Origin of the sequence: Pantoea sp. MT58, from assembly GCF_014495885.1 — a bacterium.
Lineage (GTDB): Bacteria > Pseudomonadota > Gammaproteobacteria > Enterobacterales > Enterobacteriaceae > Pantoea > Pantoea eucalypti.
Genome location: NZ_CP061084.1, coordinates 81,054 through 95,258, shown reverse-complemented (window position 1 = coordinate 95,258; position 14,205 = coordinate 81,054). Strand labels below are relative to the sequence as shown.

The 14,205-nt window shown below is 50.2% G+C and carries 15 protein-coding genes and 2 pseudogenes; 7 read left to right on the top strand and 10 right to left on the bottom strand.

Going from position 1 to position 14,205, the window contains the following annotated elements:
- Positions 1 to 16 precede the first annotated feature (16 nt).
- Complete coding sequence (locus IAI47_RS19345; RefSeq protein ID WP_008924550.1) at positions 17 to 1,474, top strand: YncE family protein; 1,458 nt, start codon at positions 17 to 19, stop codon at positions 1,472 to 1,474.
- A 50-nt stretch (positions 1,475 to 1,524) separates the two neighbouring features.
- Here IAI47_RS19345 and IAI47_RS19340 read toward each other — a convergent pair.
- A pseudogene (locus IAI47_RS19340) lies at positions 1,525 to 2,162 on the bottom strand (transposase); the annotation flags it as partial.
- A 504-nt stretch (positions 2,163 to 2,666) separates the two neighbouring features.
- On the opposite strand from IAI47_RS19340, the gene dapC reads away from it, so the two are divergent.
- Entirely contained in the window at positions 2,667 to 3,869 is a 1,203-nt protein-coding gene (gene dapC / locus IAI47_RS19335; RefSeq protein WP_008924548.1) for a succinyldiaminopimelate transaminase, read from the top strand.
- Between the two features lie 282 nt (positions 3,870 to 4,151).
- Here the strand turns inward: dapC and IAI47_RS19330 are convergent, their stop codons facing one another.
- Positions 4,152 to 4,499 carry a hypothetical protein gene (locus IAI47_RS19330; protein WP_050540826.1) on the bottom strand — a complete coding sequence of 116 codons (348 nt, stop codon included), beginning with the start codon at positions 4,497 to 4,499 and terminating at the stop codon, positions 4,152 to 4,154.
- 506 nt (positions 4,500 to 5,005) lie between these two features.
- On the opposite strand from IAI47_RS19330, the gene IAI47_RS22230 reads away from it, so the two are divergent.
- Together IAI47_RS22230 and IAI47_RS19320 are read left to right on the top strand one after the other, a co-directional pair.
- Complete coding sequence (locus tag IAI47_RS22230; protein WP_085980543.1) at positions 5,006 to 5,290, top strand: integrase core domain-containing protein; 285 nt, start codon at positions 5,006 to 5,008, stop codon at positions 5,288 to 5,290.
- A 654-nt stretch (positions 5,291 to 5,944) separates the two neighbouring features.
- On the top strand, positions 5,945 to 6,577 hold the full coding sequence (locus tag IAI47_RS19320; RefSeq protein ID WP_008924546.1) for a LysE family translocator: 633 nt from the start codon (positions 5,945 to 5,947) through the stop codon (positions 6,575 to 6,577).
- A gap of 190 nt (positions 6,578 to 6,767) precedes the next feature.
- Here the strand turns inward: IAI47_RS19320 and IAI47_RS19315 are convergent, their stop codons facing one another.
- The 3 genes from IAI47_RS19315 to IAI47_RS22105 form a co-directional block, all read right to left on the bottom strand.
- The gene (locus tag IAI47_RS19315; RefSeq protein ID WP_008924545.1) at positions 6,768 to 6,938 is read right to left on the bottom strand and encodes a type II toxin-antitoxin system Phd/YefM family antitoxin; all 171 of its coding nucleotides are present in this window, start codon (positions 6,936 to 6,938) and stop codon (positions 6,768 to 6,770) included.
- Positions 6,939 to 7,468: 530 nt separating this feature from the next.
- On the bottom strand, positions 7,469 to 8,047 hold the full coding sequence (locus tag IAI47_RS22225) for a putative transcriptional regulator, GntR family (RefSeq protein ID WP_008924544.1): 579 nt from the start codon (positions 8,045 to 8,047) through the stop codon (positions 7,469 to 7,471).
- Positions 8,044 to 8,175 (bottom strand): hypothetical protein, encoded by a 132-nt coding sequence (locus IAI47_RS22105; protein WP_008924543.1) that lies wholly within the window; start codon positions 8,173 to 8,175, stop codon positions 8,044 to 8,046. The genes IAI47_RS22225 and IAI47_RS22105 overlap by 4 nt, the downstream gene beginning before the upstream one ends.
- Before the next feature lie 188 nt (positions 8,176 to 8,363).
- On the opposite strand from IAI47_RS22105, the gene IAI47_RS19305 reads away from it, so the two are divergent.
- Positions 8,364 to 9,041: an alpha/beta fold hydrolase gene (locus IAI47_RS19305; RefSeq protein WP_008924542.1), complete on the top strand. Its 678-nt coding sequence runs from the start codon at positions 8,364 to 8,366 to the stop codon at positions 9,039 to 9,041.
- A 12-nt stretch (positions 9,042 to 9,053) separates the two neighbouring features.
- Here IAI47_RS19305 and IAI47_RS19300 read toward each other — a convergent pair whose 3' ends face one another.
- The 5 genes and pseudogenes from IAI47_RS19300 to IAI47_RS19280 form a co-directional block, all read right to left on the bottom strand.
- Complete coding sequence (locus IAI47_RS19300) at positions 9,054 to 9,533, bottom strand: LysR substrate-binding domain-containing protein (RefSeq protein ID WP_255348846.1); 480 nt, start codon at positions 9,531 to 9,533, stop codon at positions 9,054 to 9,056.
- Between the two features lie 43 nt (positions 9,534 to 9,576).
- A complete protein-coding gene (locus IAI47_RS19295) occupies positions 9,577 to 9,738 on the bottom strand; it encodes a hypothetical protein (RefSeq protein WP_153574583.1) in 162 nt (53 codons plus the stop codon).
- Positions 9,739 to 9,821: 83 nt separating this feature from the next.
- A complete protein-coding gene (locus tag IAI47_RS19290) occupies positions 9,822 to 10,085 on the bottom strand; it encodes an AzlD family protein (protein ID WP_223296434.1) in 264 nt (87 codons plus the stop codon).
- Positions 10,086 to 10,114: 29 nt separating this feature from the next.
- Positions 10,115 to 10,831, bottom strand: coding sequence for an AzlC family ABC transporter permease (locus tag IAI47_RS19285; protein WP_008924539.1), 717 nt, complete (start codon positions 10,829 to 10,831; stop codon positions 10,115 to 10,117).
- Between the two features lie 85 nt (positions 10,832 to 10,916).
- A pseudogene (locus IAI47_RS19280) lies at positions 10,917 to 12,212 on the bottom strand (PLP-dependent aminotransferase family protein); the annotation flags it as partial.
- Between the two features lie 304 nt (positions 12,213 to 12,516).
- On the opposite strand from IAI47_RS19280, the gene IAI47_RS22220 reads away from it, so the two are divergent.
- On the top strand, positions 12,517 to 12,831 hold the full coding sequence (locus IAI47_RS22220) for an EamA family transporter (RefSeq protein ID WP_008924537.1): 315 nt from the start codon (positions 12,517 to 12,519) through the stop codon (positions 12,829 to 12,831).
- Between the two features lie 116 nt (positions 12,832 to 12,947).
- Complete coding sequence (locus IAI47_RS19270) at positions 12,948 to 13,712, top strand: S9 family peptidase (RefSeq protein WP_008924536.1); 765 nt, start codon at positions 12,948 to 12,950, stop codon at positions 13,710 to 13,712.
- Positions 13,713 to 14,205: the final 493 nt, after the last annotated feature.

The following is a 14,205-nucleotide window of genomic DNA, read 5'->3' as shown; positions in this document are numbered from 1 at the left end:
TAAAAAGGGATACACCATGACAAGACCATTTGTATGCTCAATCCTTGCGGCAACAGTGGCGCTGGCGTCGTCGTTCGCCTGGGCGGGACAAGCGCCTTATGCTGCCTCTGCAGCGGACATCAGCGTGAGTCATCATGACCGCGTTTACGCAGCAGAGCAGTTCTCCAACACCGTTTCTGTTACCGACCCCGCCAGCAATACCCTGCTCGGGGTGATTAAACTGGGTGATGCGCAACCGGCCAACCTTAGTCCACTCTATAAAGGCCAGGTGCTGGTACATGGACTAGGTTTTTCGCCAGATGGCAAAACCCTTGCTGTTGTTTCAATTGGTTCCAACTCTGTCAGCCTGATTGATACCGCGACCAACGCAGTGAAGCATGTGACTTATGTGGGTCGATCACCGCATGAAGCGTTCTTTACTCCCGATGGCAAAGAAATCTGGGTCACCGTACGCGGTGAAAATTATATTGCGGTACTGGATGGCAACAGCGGGGAAGAGAAAACGCGTATTACCGTGCCTGGCGGTCCGGGCATGCAGATTTTCTCACCGGACGGTCAATACGGTTACGTTTGCTCCTCCTTCAACCCCGAAACCGTGGTGGTGGACGCAAAAGCGCATAAAATTATCGGCAGCATTAAACAGGTCAGTCCGTTCTGTCCCAATATAGCCGCCACGCCTGATGGCCGGCAGGTCTGGTTCACGCTCAAAGATGTCGGTAAAGTGCAGGTGTTCGATGCGCGCCCACCGTTTACACTGCTGAAAACCATCGACAGCGGTCCGATTACTAACCACGTCAATATCGTGCATAACGCTAAAGGCACCTTTGCTTACGTCACTATTGGTGGCCTGAACAAAGTAAACGTTTACCGTACCGATGATTTCCGTCAGGTCGCAACCATTCCGGTAGGCAATCTGCCACACGGCGTCTGGCCATCGGGTGACGGAAGTCGTGTTTATGTCGGTCTGGAAAACGCTGACGCCCTGACGGCGATTGATACCCTGAGCAATAAAGTGATCGCGACCATTCCAATTGGTCAGGCACCGCAGGCGGTGGTCTATGTGCCCAATGCCGTGCCGCAGGGCGATGGTAAGCAGAACCTGGTGCCGTTGGGCCTGGCAGGTAAGGCAGCACACCTGACACTGAAAGAGGTAAATGCTGCGCAAGGGGCGCAGCCTGCAACCACGCTGACCCTGTTCGATCAGGGGTTGACCCAGGTGTTGCAGGCATCTGCAACCGGGCTGGAACCAAAGCAGGCCTATCTGCTGGCGCTGTCGTCTGATGCTGAAGGAAAAGGTGAGCTGGAGCCACTGGCACAATTTATGACCAACCCGGCCGGTGCAGCGATCGTTAATGCCGTCGGTCCGATTCGTCAGGTGGTGAATAGCCATCATGCAGATGAACGACGTTATCTGGTGATTGTAAAAGGCACCGCCGATCAGCACGGTAAGCCTGTGCAGATTCAGGTGCGTTAATCCTCTCTTTGCTGCTGTCAGCCAGGTCTCAATGGGGATCTGGCTTTTTTATCGTTGCGGCAGTCAACAGACCAGCTCTGGTTCAGCGCTTCAGGTGTGGTCAGCGGCGATGGGCTACGTACCGGCAGACGATTTTTGCCTTTGCGACGAAAATTCAGTTTCAGCAGGCAGTAAATGCGGTGGATCCGCTTATGGTTCCACTGATATCCCTGCCGCTTCAGAACCTGAAAAAGCTTCGGGAAGCCGTATCGTGGATATCTTTCAGCCGCCGTCTGCAACGCGAAATAACGGGATCGTCAGCGTGCTGTCAGGACGGTAGTAGTAAACCGTTCTGCTCAGGTTCAGAGTCCTGCAGGCCTGACGGGTACTCCGTCCGAATGTCGTTATCAGATGCGTCACCCGCTCACGCTTAAAGGCTGGCTTCAGAGCTTTTTTTCGATAACGTCTTTCTGTGCCCGATTTTCAAGACTGAGGTCGGCAAACAGCTGCTTAAGCCGTCGGTTCACGTCCACAGGATCTTTTATCTTTTAATATCAGATGCTTCCATGCCACCCTATTTAGACTTCCAGTTATAGTATGTCGCTTCAGAGATCCCGGCCTCCCGGCAGACGTCTTTCACTGTTCGTGCGGCTTCAACCGACTTCATTACCGTGATGATCTGATGCTCAGTAAAACGGGCTTTACGCATAGCGATCTCCTTCGCTGGCGAAATGAGTATGCCGGAAGGTCTTTAAATGTGAATGGCACGATTATGCGGGATACTTACACTATCTAATACTGGAGGCAGAGCAGAATATTTGATTGCAGAATGTAAATAGCATAATGCTCGATTTTGGGTTGTTGAGTAGAGAATCGCCGAAAAAACACCACGATTAAGGACGGATTTTCAGTTTACATGCCTGAATAGAAAAGTATTGCAAAAAATATATATTATTATATTACAAGAACATATATCAATTTATAAAGCATGAAGGCACTCTAAATCTATTCTGTTTATATTCAGTTTATAAGATCTGAGCAAAATTTATACCGTGCCGCGCTCAAGCAAAAGAAGAGACTTCATAATTATCAAGACCCATTCAGACAAATCAGATAAGTAGAACGATCATGATACAGAGTGGTCTTTGATAAGGATTTGCGGCTTGCGTCACGATATTTCTCTCAACTCAGAAATGCTGGAGTGTTGACCGATATGAACCCTGCGCTGAAACAACTTCACCCCTACCCGTTTGAAAAACTTCGAGCCTTACTTGCTGGAATTCAACCTGATAAAAATCTTACGCCTATATCACTGTCGATCGGAGAGCCTAAACATTCGGCCCCGGAAATGGTCAAACAAATGCTTATTTCCAGTCTCGATAAAATGTCGGTGTATCCCGCAACTCTGGGTATCCCTGAATTGCGCGAGGCAATCATAAACTGGTGTGAAAGGAGGTTTGGCGTCCCAAAGGGATGGCTTGATGCCAGTCGTCATGTTCTACCGGTAAACGGAACACGAGAAGCATTATTTGCCTTTACCCAGGCAGTTGTTGAACCTAATGTCGAAGGTTTGGTGGTCAGCCCAAACCCTTTCTATCAGATATATGAAGGTGCTGCGATCCTGGCGGGGGCGGCTCCGCATTACCTGCCATGCCTTGAGAGTAACGGTTTCATTCCTGACTTTGAGGCTGTTTCAGCGGATATCTGGACACGTTGTCAAATTGTATTCCTGTGTTCCCCAGGCAATCCTACCGGTGCACTTATCCCTCTTGAAACGCTAAAATCACTCATTAGCCTTGCGGATAAATACGATTTTATTATTGCAGCCGATGAATGTTACAGCGAATTGTACTTTGACGAGTTGTCGCCCCCTCCGGGTTTACTGACCGCATGCGCAGAGATGGGCCGTATCGATTTTAAGCGCTGTGTTGTTTTCCACAGTCTTTCAAAACGATCGAACCTGCCAGGCCTTCGGTCTGGATTTGTGGCTGGTGATGCAGAGATTCTCAAATCATTTTTGCTCTATCGCACATATCATGGCTGCGCAATGCCGGTGCATAGCCAGCTCGCAAGCGCCACGGCCTGGCGGGATGAGGCACATGTTCGCGACAACCGTTCTCTTTATCGGGAAAAGTTTGATGCGGTTCTTGAAATTCTGACCCCTGTTCTTAAGGTGAAGAAGCCTGACGGAGGCTTTTATCTTTGGGCCGAAGTCCCTGATGACGATACCGACTTTTGCCGGCAACTCTTTAGTCATACAAATGTTACAGTCATCCCAGGCTCATATCTTTCCCGGGAGGTTGACGGCATCAATCCGGGCGCAGGCTGGATTCGAATGGCATTAGTTGCACCTGTTGCAGAGTGTGTGGAGGCGGCCACACGAATAAGGGATTTTCTGTCTACCTATCGTAGGTAAACGGTTACAGCATTTATGATAAACGCTAACCAGCCGGTGGTCTCAGATCATCTTCGACTTTGTTAACACCGGCTATTCTTAATTTTATCTGGTCAGGTTTTCATGCATACGGCGATCCATGCCAGCTGCAAGCTTTACTCCGCTTCACCGCGTGCCGTCGCATTAATCTGACTAAAAAGCCCCTTCGTCCAGGATGCATGACGTGCTTCGCATCCGATGAGAGTTGCTTTGACCCGCCCCAAATCACGAAAATTGCAGGCAGTAAGGAAAGATGTTATTCAGTTAAGACTTTTTTGCTAAACGATCTTTTTTGGGCGCTGCGCTTTGAGCGCAAAAATAACTGATTATTTTTGTCTTAAAGGCGGGGTCCGTCCTGTCGCCATATGCCTCACTTTTAATGCGCTCACGAAACTTACCTGCTAATTTCTCTGCGTTGATACCTCTTGCCGGGGCTCTCTCAGTGACATCAGGCAGAGCGTTGTGATCGCTGATAGAGAGTTCGCTTACTGATGGAAAGACTGAAGTGACCTCCTCAGGCGTTGAGGACGCCTGAAACGCACAGGTAACCCTGGCCGCAGACAGCCCTTCTACAGCAGCAAAATTTGACTGATTCATATCCGCAGGATGCATCAGCTTTAATCGTTAACCGGGTTCACGCAGCGTATGCTCTATGGCCGTCTGAATGTCAGTGGCTAGCTGTCTTGCATCAGAATGAGATAACCGAAACGCGAATTCACCATGGATATCGCCGGGAATACGTGATGCTCAGGCGGGAAGGCTGTCGCAATAACCACAAACGGATCTACCGGCTTTTCAGCGAGCAGGCGCTGTTACTGCGCCTCAAACGTCCACGGCGCAATAAATCCGCGCAGCGCCGGCAGCCACAGCCTCAGGGGCTGTATTCGAATCACGTCTGGGGCATGGAATTTGTCTCGGACGTGCTGTTTGACAGGCGACGACTGCGCCTGCTAAAGGTTATCGACCTTTACACCGACGAATGCCTGGGATCTGCGTCGGGCAGAATCTGCGTTCAACAGAAGTGGCAGAAATGCTGAACAGCATAACGCTCAGGCGTCCTTTGCCGCAGTAGCTAAAAACCGATAGTAGTTCTGCATTTCAGGAAAAATGCTGGACAGATGGGTGTACGAAAGTGGGAAAAGGATCGACTTTCACGCCCGGGAGCACCCTCGGACAACGCTACAGTCGAGTCCTTCAACGGCTGGTTGCGTCAGGAATGCCTGAATGATAACTGGCTCATGTCTCTGGAGGATGCACTGCACAAGATCGAGTCCTGGCGCATACTCTTTAACAAGAGACGTCCCCATTCTGCAGTGGGCTGTATGCCCCCTCCGAATTTGCCCAAAAATCTGCTGGTTGCCAGAATATGCAGCCATAATGAAGCCGGTTATTCCCGATTATGAATGGATCATATACGGGGTCAGAGTCACTTATGAAGACGTTACTAAAATCGGTGTATATAAATCAACGGGGAGCAGGTCAACAATGAATCTTCTCACTTTCTTATATATCCACTTTAGTTTTTAACTGTCACGAAAAATTCATTATAAAAGCATAATTCTGACTTTAATTTAGAATAAACAAAAACTAAATGAATGCAAAAAAAATAGCGTGGGATTTATTTTTAAGAACTTTTACCCTTGTAAAAAAACAACCGGGCGCTTGAGAATAATTTTCCAAATAAGGCCTACATTCAATCAGGATGGTTTTCAATATGTATTTTATGTTTTAATGAGGTTTGTGAAGAATAATTATCCCGCTCGTTAACTAAGACTAATGATTAGCAAAATTAACTACTATCACTTTCTCGGGGAGTTGGTATTACATCTCCTGTTATAATGAAAATGTACTTTACCTGCATAGTTAATCGTGATAAAAACAATCATTAGCCACTTCTCTAAAATCACTTAAAGCCAGCGTTAATAAGTGAAAAAAATTATTTTTTAAATGTTTAATCATGGCATAACGCTGTGCCTGTATTATATAAACCCTATTGTATCAGCAGCCTGTAATGATGACTATTTAGTTAAATGATTTTCCACACCTGGAGATGAAACATGCCTGATCATACTCATTTTATAGCTTTTGGTTTGATTGCACTTGCAATGGTGTTAACTCCTGGCCCAAACATGATTTATCTGATCTCTCGGTCTGTATGCCAGGGAAGACAAGCCGGGCTGATATCTTTAGGTGGTATCGCTTTTGCGTTTGTTTTATATATACTCTGTGCGGCATTAGGAATAACAGCTTTTCTGTTTGCCATTCCTTATGCATATGATCTACTTCGTTTTTCCGGAGTTGCTTATCTTTTATATCTGGCCTGGCAATCAGTTAAACCTGGAGGCAGGTCTACTTTCGCTGTTACAAATTTACCCATAGATTCCTCAAAGAAACTCTTTATCATGGGTTTCATTACTAATGTATTAAATCCTAAAGTTGCCATTATGTATTTATCTTTATTGCCACAATTTATCCAGCCAGCGCACGGGAGTGTACTGACTCAGTCTCTGGAACTCGGAAGCATACAGATTTCTATCAGCATGGTAGTCAATGCTACTATTGTGATGATGGCAGGAACTTTAGCCAAATTTCTTTCAAGCCGACCTGCATGGCTTAAAGCGCAACGCTGGATAATGGGTACTGTGCTTGCAGGATTGGCAGTGAGAATTGCTCTGGAATCAAAAAAATAAAAAATTATGCGTTTGTGGCGATTCTGTTCAGCGTCCGGCTACTGCCGATTTGGGGCTTCTTCGTATCGCGACAGTCATTGAGATCGTCGGCGCAATCTGTAGTGAACTTAATATTACACTTTAACAAACTCGCCGCGCTCCGCCTGTTTCATTGACTCATTAATATGCGCAGCGTTCGCCGGGTTGCTAACTAAAGAGATACACCGTTTCTATCAGTCAGTGCTTCATACTCTTCCGCATCAACCATCATAACATCAGGTGCCTCGCGGCGCAAAATGCGCACAGGCTCAGCGTCGTCGGTGACCCGCTTCATCGTATCTGCGAAATGTTTACGGGCATCGGTAAAATTGATTGAATGCATGTTATTAACTCCCATCAGTTAAACAGCAATATGCAACCTGTACTCAAGTAACTACAATTTAAAATTTGCCCGATTTCTTGTCAGGACGACGCCCTTGCTACGGAAAGATTAAGGAGGGAGCCAGGAAGTCTGATCTTTAAAATTCTTATGACATCAATTAAGTCTGTCGGTCCTCAGCTGGGAATGCATATGCTTGTCGTGCTACGCAGCCATAAATGCTACTCCTTTATGGGTGTGGAGCCGGTTGAGAATCGCTGAGGCACGTCGGTACGTCGTCGTCCCCGCATGTCGAAATAGGTTCGTGACCTGATACCTACAGATTAGTACATCCCGATGTTAGCAACGTCCATTCCTGGTTTAAACCGAACTAACGCCAAGCCAATGTCCGCTAATAGCGAAAGGCGGACACTGGCAATTTTGCTCTCATAAAAGTGACTATAGAAACAGTTGAGATTCAAATAACGAGAATAAGGAAATTCACGACGTTCTTATGAGTAACTTTTATTTTTAAAGGAGGTCGTCAACCTGTGTCATAAAAACTTCTCTGCAGTCGCTTTAGCAATGCAGATGGCAATTACCGTAAGTGCGAGTCTGAGCGTCTCTTTTTCGGGCCAGGAGGGGGCTAGCCGGAGCTGGGCATCGTAATCGTCACGCCCATAGGGATAACACGAGCCCGGTCTGGCAAATCGCACACCTGCCACAGCGGCTAGCTGGACGATGCGACTGGCAGTGCCGGGAAGTACATGCAGGCTGACAAAATATTCCCCTTCAGGACGGGACCATGATACGTGCTGCTGGCAGCCTAAAACCGAAGAAAAAATGGCATCAACAAGTTCAAACCTGGGCCTGAGAACCTGACGATGCTGTTCCATCAGAGCCCGTATATTCCCTGGGCTCTTAAGAAAACGGGCCTGCCGAAGCTGGTTGACCTTATCAGGACCGACACTCCTGACGGATGCATGCCTGAGCCACCATGTCTTATTGGTGCCAGACGCCCCTATAAATGCAACGCCGGCACCCGGGAGAGTCATTTTTGATGTTGAGGCATAAATCGGTACACGGTCAGGATTCCCATGACGCACGCAGTCATCATAAATACTCGCTATCATGCGATCGTTTTCTGCAAGCGGATGCACACAATATGCATTATCTCAGAAAATCCGGAAATCAGGCGCTGCCGGGGATCCAGTTTCTCCTGCTCAGCAGGTATGGGCTTCAGCGTGCCAGAAAGGTTCATGTATTATCCTGCAGAGCATCAAAAAAACGACTGTGTAAGAATCAGAAAGAGAGTTCAAATCGATAATTTATAGGCGCTTATTCAGTTGCTGAATAATGCTGAGTATCCCGGGCTGCCAACCTTGACGAAACCTTATGCCATCAGCAGGATGGCATTCCGGACATAAAAAATGAGGAATGGTTCAGGATATGACACCTCTCGTACTGATCCCCGGGTTCATGCTTGATGAAACTTTGTGGGATGACTTCATCGACGTTTATCCGCCCGGTCAGACGTTCTGCCGCGTCAGCCTTGGTCAGGAAGAAAGTATTGCCGGGATGGCTGCCAGGATCGTCGCGTCGCTTCCTGAGCGTTTTGTACTGGCAGGGTTCTCGCTGGGAGGATATGTTGCCCGCGCTATAGCCGAAACGGCTCCGGAAAAAGTTGCCGGCCTGGTCCTTATTGCCACTTCACTGCGTGAAGACTCATACCGGCAACGAGAACGGCTGGATGCTGCTGTGCTTTCGGGTGAGTTCAGGGGGATAAGTCCTGCCGCTATCAGGCATTCGCTTCATCCGAAATTTCATGATGATACAGCTCTGCTGGGGCGTATTCGCGAAATGGGAAAACGCCTTGGCCCGGAAGTATTCAGAGCCCAGTCCCTGCTGAAACGCGGAGGAATAACCGTCAGGGAACTGACCTGTCCGGTGCTGATTATTGCAGCCGGAGAAGACAGGCTCAGAAGCCTCAGTGAGGCGGCTGAACTTTCTGAACTTTTCCGGTGTCCGGCAGAAATCATTGAAGGCAGCGGGCACATGATACCGCTTGAGAAACCCAGGGAACTGGCTCAGATGATTTCAAACTGGATTAGCCTTAATGGCCTGTAATTACCTTAAAAGTCAGATTACCCTGCAAACCCTGTATATCTGCTCCCTCAGCCACAGGTGTGCCGCATTGTTCTCGTCACGCTTATGCCAGTAGAGGTTCCAGCTAACAGGCTGGGCTTCAAAGCGTAGTTCTATCCTCTGAAGCCCGGAAAAAAGAGGTGTGGATGCCATCTTTTCTGACACTACCGAGATGAGGTCGGTTTTCACTAATACAAAAGGCAGCGTCAGCCAGTGCGATGTCGTGACGGCAATCTTTCGGCTGAAACGCTGACCTGACAGTATATTGTCCACAAAGCGAACATCCGCAGAACTCGTTGCAACGTGCAGATGACTGGCGCTAAGAAACTCAGACAGTGTCAGCGGTGCATCAGATAGCGGATGGTTCTGGCGCATTATACAGTTGAGCCTGTCGGTGATAACGGGGTCGCTGACAATTCCAGACGTGTGACGGAGTCGAGAGCTGACTACACAATCCAGGTCGCCGTCTTCCAGGGCAGGAATTGTTTTATCGACAGGTGTGTACTCAATATTAATTTTATACCCGGGGCTGACCTGTCACGATAGACAACAAATCAGGTAGCAGCATCAGGCCCAGCAAATCTGCCATACGGCCCGAGAATGACTGCGTACTTTTTGCCTGTACGAAGGTCACTTCAGACATCATCAGTCGCTCCGCTTCCTTCAGGATCTTCGTCACGCCAACGCTGATTTCCACCGCCCGCGGCGTAGAATAGTCCGCAGATTCATCATTTGAAACCGGTAGAGAGAGGGCCAGGAAATTCAGGATATTATTAGCTGAAGAATGCCCAGCGTCGCGACGGAAATAATCAGTGTTGGTAACATCGACAGCCTGATGGCACAGCCTGCCGCAACGATCAATGCAATGATTTGTGCCGGATTTCCGGAAGCAAAATAAGGGGCAATAGCAGAAATCATCACGCATCCCGGCGCACTTTCCAGCACGCTGCGCGTGCCGGGACTCAGGCTACGGTTCCTCAATATAAGATAACCCAGGATGCGCGTCAGATAGGTGACCACTGCCATACCCAGAATTGTCATGCATGCAGCCAGTGTCATTTTACTTTCACTCCCCGTACCCATGCTGAAAATATGCCGCTGAACGTCCCCGCCAGCACATAGGTATGGCCAGGTACCAGACGATAACAGACTGCGGCCACCGTCAGGCTGATAAGCCAGGGGATGGCAGCGTCCAGGCCTTTCCACATGCTACGCAGGAGGACGATAAAGGTGGCAGGAAAAGCAATAGCAAAACCGTACTGCTCAATGTTTCCAAGCACGGGGCCCGCAAGGAAACCCGTGACTGAAAATCCAACCCAGACGGGATAAAACGGAAAGCTGGCCCCCAGGTAATAAGCCATGGTAAACGACTGCTCAGGCGGTAAAGTGGCAGCGTTTTTTAGCATTTTCGCATAGGTGACCGCCCAGCCCTCATCGGCCATAAAAAATAAGGCAGGTAATATCTGACGACGGGGAAGATGCTTGATATAGGGCGTCAGGGCTGCCCCCATTATGATGTGGCGACTGTTAATCAGGAACGTCAGCAGAATAATGGTCAGCACCGGCAAGGGCTCGTGCCAGAGCTGTATAGCGGCAAATTCCGATCCTCCAGCAAAATTCAGCGCCGTCATGAAGCCTGTTTCGGGCAGGGTCAGGCCCGATCGGGAAGCCTGAGCCCCCAGAATAATTGCGTAAGGCGCAATTGCCATGAGCAAAGGAGACGCATCCTTAACACCCTGCAGGAAGGAATCGCTTCTCGTTATGCTGTTCATATTATTTTTCCGTAATGGATTAGTTGAGCCATGCGGGCCAGGCAATCTGAAAAGCCTGATACCGGCGGGCCTTCTGGTTTTCTGTTTACTTCATTTCGTTCAGCTGATGAGCGGCCAGGGCACCCAACCGCGATATGGCCATGCGGTGCCTGTCCGTCAGTTCAAAACACGCCGCCATACGGAAACAGTGATTGAATGCCCGGCTTCCGGAGCACAGAAGGCCTGGCATACATAGTATTTTTTCATCCAGGGCGGCATGAAATAGAGCCAGCGTGTCGGCACCTTCCGGCAGCTCAATCCATAAAATAAAGCCTGCCTGCGGGCGGCTGACACGAGTGCCCGCTGGAAAATAATCTGCAATACAGGCTCTTACAGCATCAATCTGTCGTTCATATAATCGCCTGAGGTGGCGCAGGTGCAGGTCATATCCGCCGTTCTCAAGGAATATCCCCAGGCTTTCACTCAATAATCCGGACTCAGCGACAGTGGAGGTAAACTTCATCTGCCTGGCGACATCGCGAAAGCGTCCGGCTTCCAGCCAGCCAATGCGAAAGTCTGGCGCAACCGTTTTGGTATAGCTTGCACACACCATCACCCAGCCATCACGATCAAAGGCACGAATGTTGGGTATGCAGGTATCGCCAAACTGCAGTTCGGCATATATGACATCCTCTATTACGGCGAACTGCCGGGTTTCAGCCATGCGGGCCAGGCGCTGACGATTTTCTGAAGGCATGACAAAGCCAAGTGGATTGTGGCCACTGGGTATCGTAATCACCGCGGAGATTTTTCGCTGCTCTGCAAGAGATTCAAGGGTATCCAGGCACATTCCGCTCTGAGGATGGGTAGGCAGATTCACAATACGACGGCCAAGATCCTCCAGCATAGGGTACAGGTTGTAAAAAGTAGGTGATTCAACGGCAACGGTATCACCGGGAAGGGTTGACGCCCGGACGGCCAGGCTAATGGCCTCCATGGTGCCGTGAGTGATGATTACGTCATCGGGAGAGAGGATCATGCCGGTGTGCAGACCGCGTCGGGCAATCTGTGAGCGCAGGCGGGGGGAGCCGGGCGGCATGGCGTAAGTTGTGCTGAACCCGGATGCTGAGCGCAGCAGCTGGGCTGTGATTTTTTTCAGCCGGCCGGCAGGATAAAACCTATCGCCAGACGGGCACGCAAGCGCAAGATCAATACAATCCCCGCGCAGCTGATTTTCCAGAATAACGGATAGCAGCCGGTTCAGACCGGATAAAGGCACCGCGCTTTCTCTGCTGTTCACCGAACTTTCCTGCAGGTGGCAGAGTTCAGGCAGGCTGTCGCGGACATAATAGCCGGATTGAGGTCGTGCGGAGATCAGCCCGCGATCCTCCAGAAGCCGGTAAAGGGATGCTCATTGAAGGTGACCAGGTCATTACATAATTTACCGTCCTGCCTCCCCTTATTTCTGACCACTCAAGGAACGCCTATGTACAGCCGGGTAGCACTGGCGATGGTGGCTTTTGCGGCTAATTCAGTATTGTGCCGCCTTGCACTTCATCAGCAGCACATCGATCCCGTCAGCTTCAGCGCACTCAGGATCGCTGGCGGTGCGTTGATACCAGGTCTCATGCTCCTGGGTTCCCGCACGCGGCGCTCACTGTATTACCGGAAAAAAGGTCAGGCAGGCAACCGCCGGCAACTTTCTGATGGCTGCGCCCCTGGCCGCCTTGTTCATACTGCTGAACAGGCATGGTGTGCATGCGGACAGCGCCGGTATTCTGCTGGCGCTGACTTCAGGCGCCATCATCCCTGCCCTTGCCTGCGTACTCTGGTATTCGGTCCTGCCCTCCCTTTCCTCCACGATGGCCTCCGCTGTTCAGCTGAGCGTGCCCTGCCTGGCTGTGCTGGGTGGCGTCCTGTTCATGGGAGACCCCCTGGATCTGCACATCATCGTGTCTGCCGTGATTATTCTGGGCGGCATTAGCCTGATTAGTGGTGCCGAAAAGTTCCACAGGTCGTGAGTCTGTGCTGCCATCGCAGCCGTGCAGCTCATCCATTAAAAGGGCGACTAAAGCAAAGAAAGATTCTTCACGCGGACTTGTCCCGCGGTCACATAAGAGCTTGAGGGAAATAACCCATGAAAAGAGAGAAATTTCTGTTTGAGAATGACGAAGGGCAAAAACTTGCTGCCCTGCTTGAAATGCCTGACAACGTCCGGGCGTTTGCCCTGTTCGCACACTGTTTTACCTGTGGCAAAGATCTGAAAGCGGCATCCCGTATTGCCAGGATACTGACGCAGCATGGCATCGCGGTTCTCCGGTTTGATTTTACCGGACTGGGCGGCAGCGATGGAGACTTTTCAAATACCAATTTCAGCTCGAATGTTGCAGACCTCCGGTCGGCGGCTGCACACCTCAGGGATAACTTTCAGGCGCCGTCTCTTCTTATTGGCCACAGTCTGGGAGGATCAGCCATTCTGTCCGTTGCGGGCGATATTCCGGAAGCAAGGGCCGTCGTTACGATTGGATCGCCCGGAGAAATCTCCCATGTAAAACGGCTGTTTGAGGATGATCTTTACGCCATTGAAAAGCTGGGCGCCTATCCGGTCAGGCTTGCCGGCCGAACCTTCGTTATCCGCCAGCAGCTGGTTGATGACATTCAGCAGCAAAAAGTAGCGGAGAAAGTTTTCAGAATGAACAAGCCCCTTCTTGTCTTTCACGCGCCGGAAGATGATACGGTTCTGATTGAGCAGGCTGAGCACATATTCAGATCGGCGCGGCATCCGAAAAGCTTCATTTCCCTGCACGGTGCCGATCACCTCCTGTCGGACAATAAAGATGCCGACTATGTCGGGGAATGCATCGTGGCCTGGAGCTCACGCTATCTTGACATAACGCCCTGATGGAACGGCAGAAGATCCGCCCTGTTCGTTCTCTCTTTACAGGATTTAGTCACGTCCGCGCCTGAAACTGGTGGCTCAGCACACTGAATATTTAACGGCTGCATGCCATTGTCAGCAGGCGCATTACTCACCATGAGCCCCCTCCGGACAGTTGGGTATATCCAGGCCCGGAATGCCGGGTCAGCATCCGGTGTACATTTTGCAGAACGCGTTACCCCTCCGGTGCACGTTATAAGACTGCAGAAACAGGACGCGGCCCAGCCACGGGTTCCGGCGCGCCCACACGGCCTACCGGCTTTTATCCACCTCGTCAGTATCCTCTCCTCCCCTGAACCCCTCGCAGATCGTCGTATGAAAAACACCGGCGAAAACAGCCTTACGTGTCCACCTGGTGACAGGGCGTAAAACGCCTGGACATTTGATAACGCCAGGATGGCAGAGCGCCGCCTGACGAAGAATTTCCCCGCTTCAGGGGAGCACCCGATAAGGCCAT

Bases quoted from the DNA above. Each gene is read 5' to 3' on its own strand.
- IAI47_RS19270 (WP_008924536.1), top strand. From the start codon at position 12,948: ATGAAAAGAGAGAAATTTCTGTTTGAGAATGACGAAGGGCAAAAACTT.
- dapC (WP_008924548.1), top strand. From the start codon at position 2,667: ATGAACCCTGCGCTGAAACAACTTCACCCCTACCCGTTTGAAAAACTT.
- IAI47_RS22225 (WP_008924544.1), bottom strand. From the start codon at position 8,047: ATGATAGCGAGTATTTATGATGACTGCGTGCGTCATGGGAATCCTGAC.
- IAI47_RS19285 (WP_008924539.1), bottom strand. From the start codon at position 10,831: ATGAACAGCATAACGAGAAGCGATTCCTTCCTGCAGGGTGTTAAGGAT.
- IAI47_RS22220 (WP_008924537.1), top strand. From the start codon at position 12,517: ATGGCTGCGCCCCTGGCCGCCTTGTTCATACTGCTGAACAGGCATGGT.
- IAI47_RS19290 (WP_223296434.1), bottom strand. From the start codon at position 10,085: ATGGCAGTGGTCACCTATCTGACGCGCATCCTGGGTTATCTTATATTG.
- IAI47_RS22105 (WP_008924543.1), bottom strand. From the start codon at position 8,175: ATGAACCTTTCTGGCACGCTGAAGCCCATACCTGCTGAGCAGGAGAAA.
- IAI47_RS19315 (WP_008924545.1), bottom strand. From the start codon at position 6,938: ATGCATTCAATCAATTTTACCGATGCCCGTAAACATTTCGCAGATACG.
- IAI47_RS22230 (WP_085980543.1), top strand. From the start codon at position 5,006: ATGGGTGTACGAAAGTGGGAAAAGGATCGACTTTCACGCCCGGGAGCA.
- IAI47_RS19320 (WP_008924546.1), top strand. From the start codon at position 5,945: ATGCCTGATCATACTCATTTTATAGCTTTTGGTTTGATTGCACTTGCA.
- IAI47_RS19330 (WP_050540826.1), bottom strand. From the start codon at position 4,499: ATGCATCCTGCGGATATGAATCAGTCAAATTTTGCTGCTGTAGAAGGG.
- IAI47_RS19345 (WP_008924550.1), top strand. From the start codon at position 17: ATGACAAGACCATTTGTATGCTCAATCCTTGCGGCAACAGTGGCGCTG.
- IAI47_RS19305 (WP_008924542.1), top strand. From the start codon at position 8,364: ATGACACCTCTCGTACTGATCCCCGGGTTCATGCTTGATGAAACTTTG.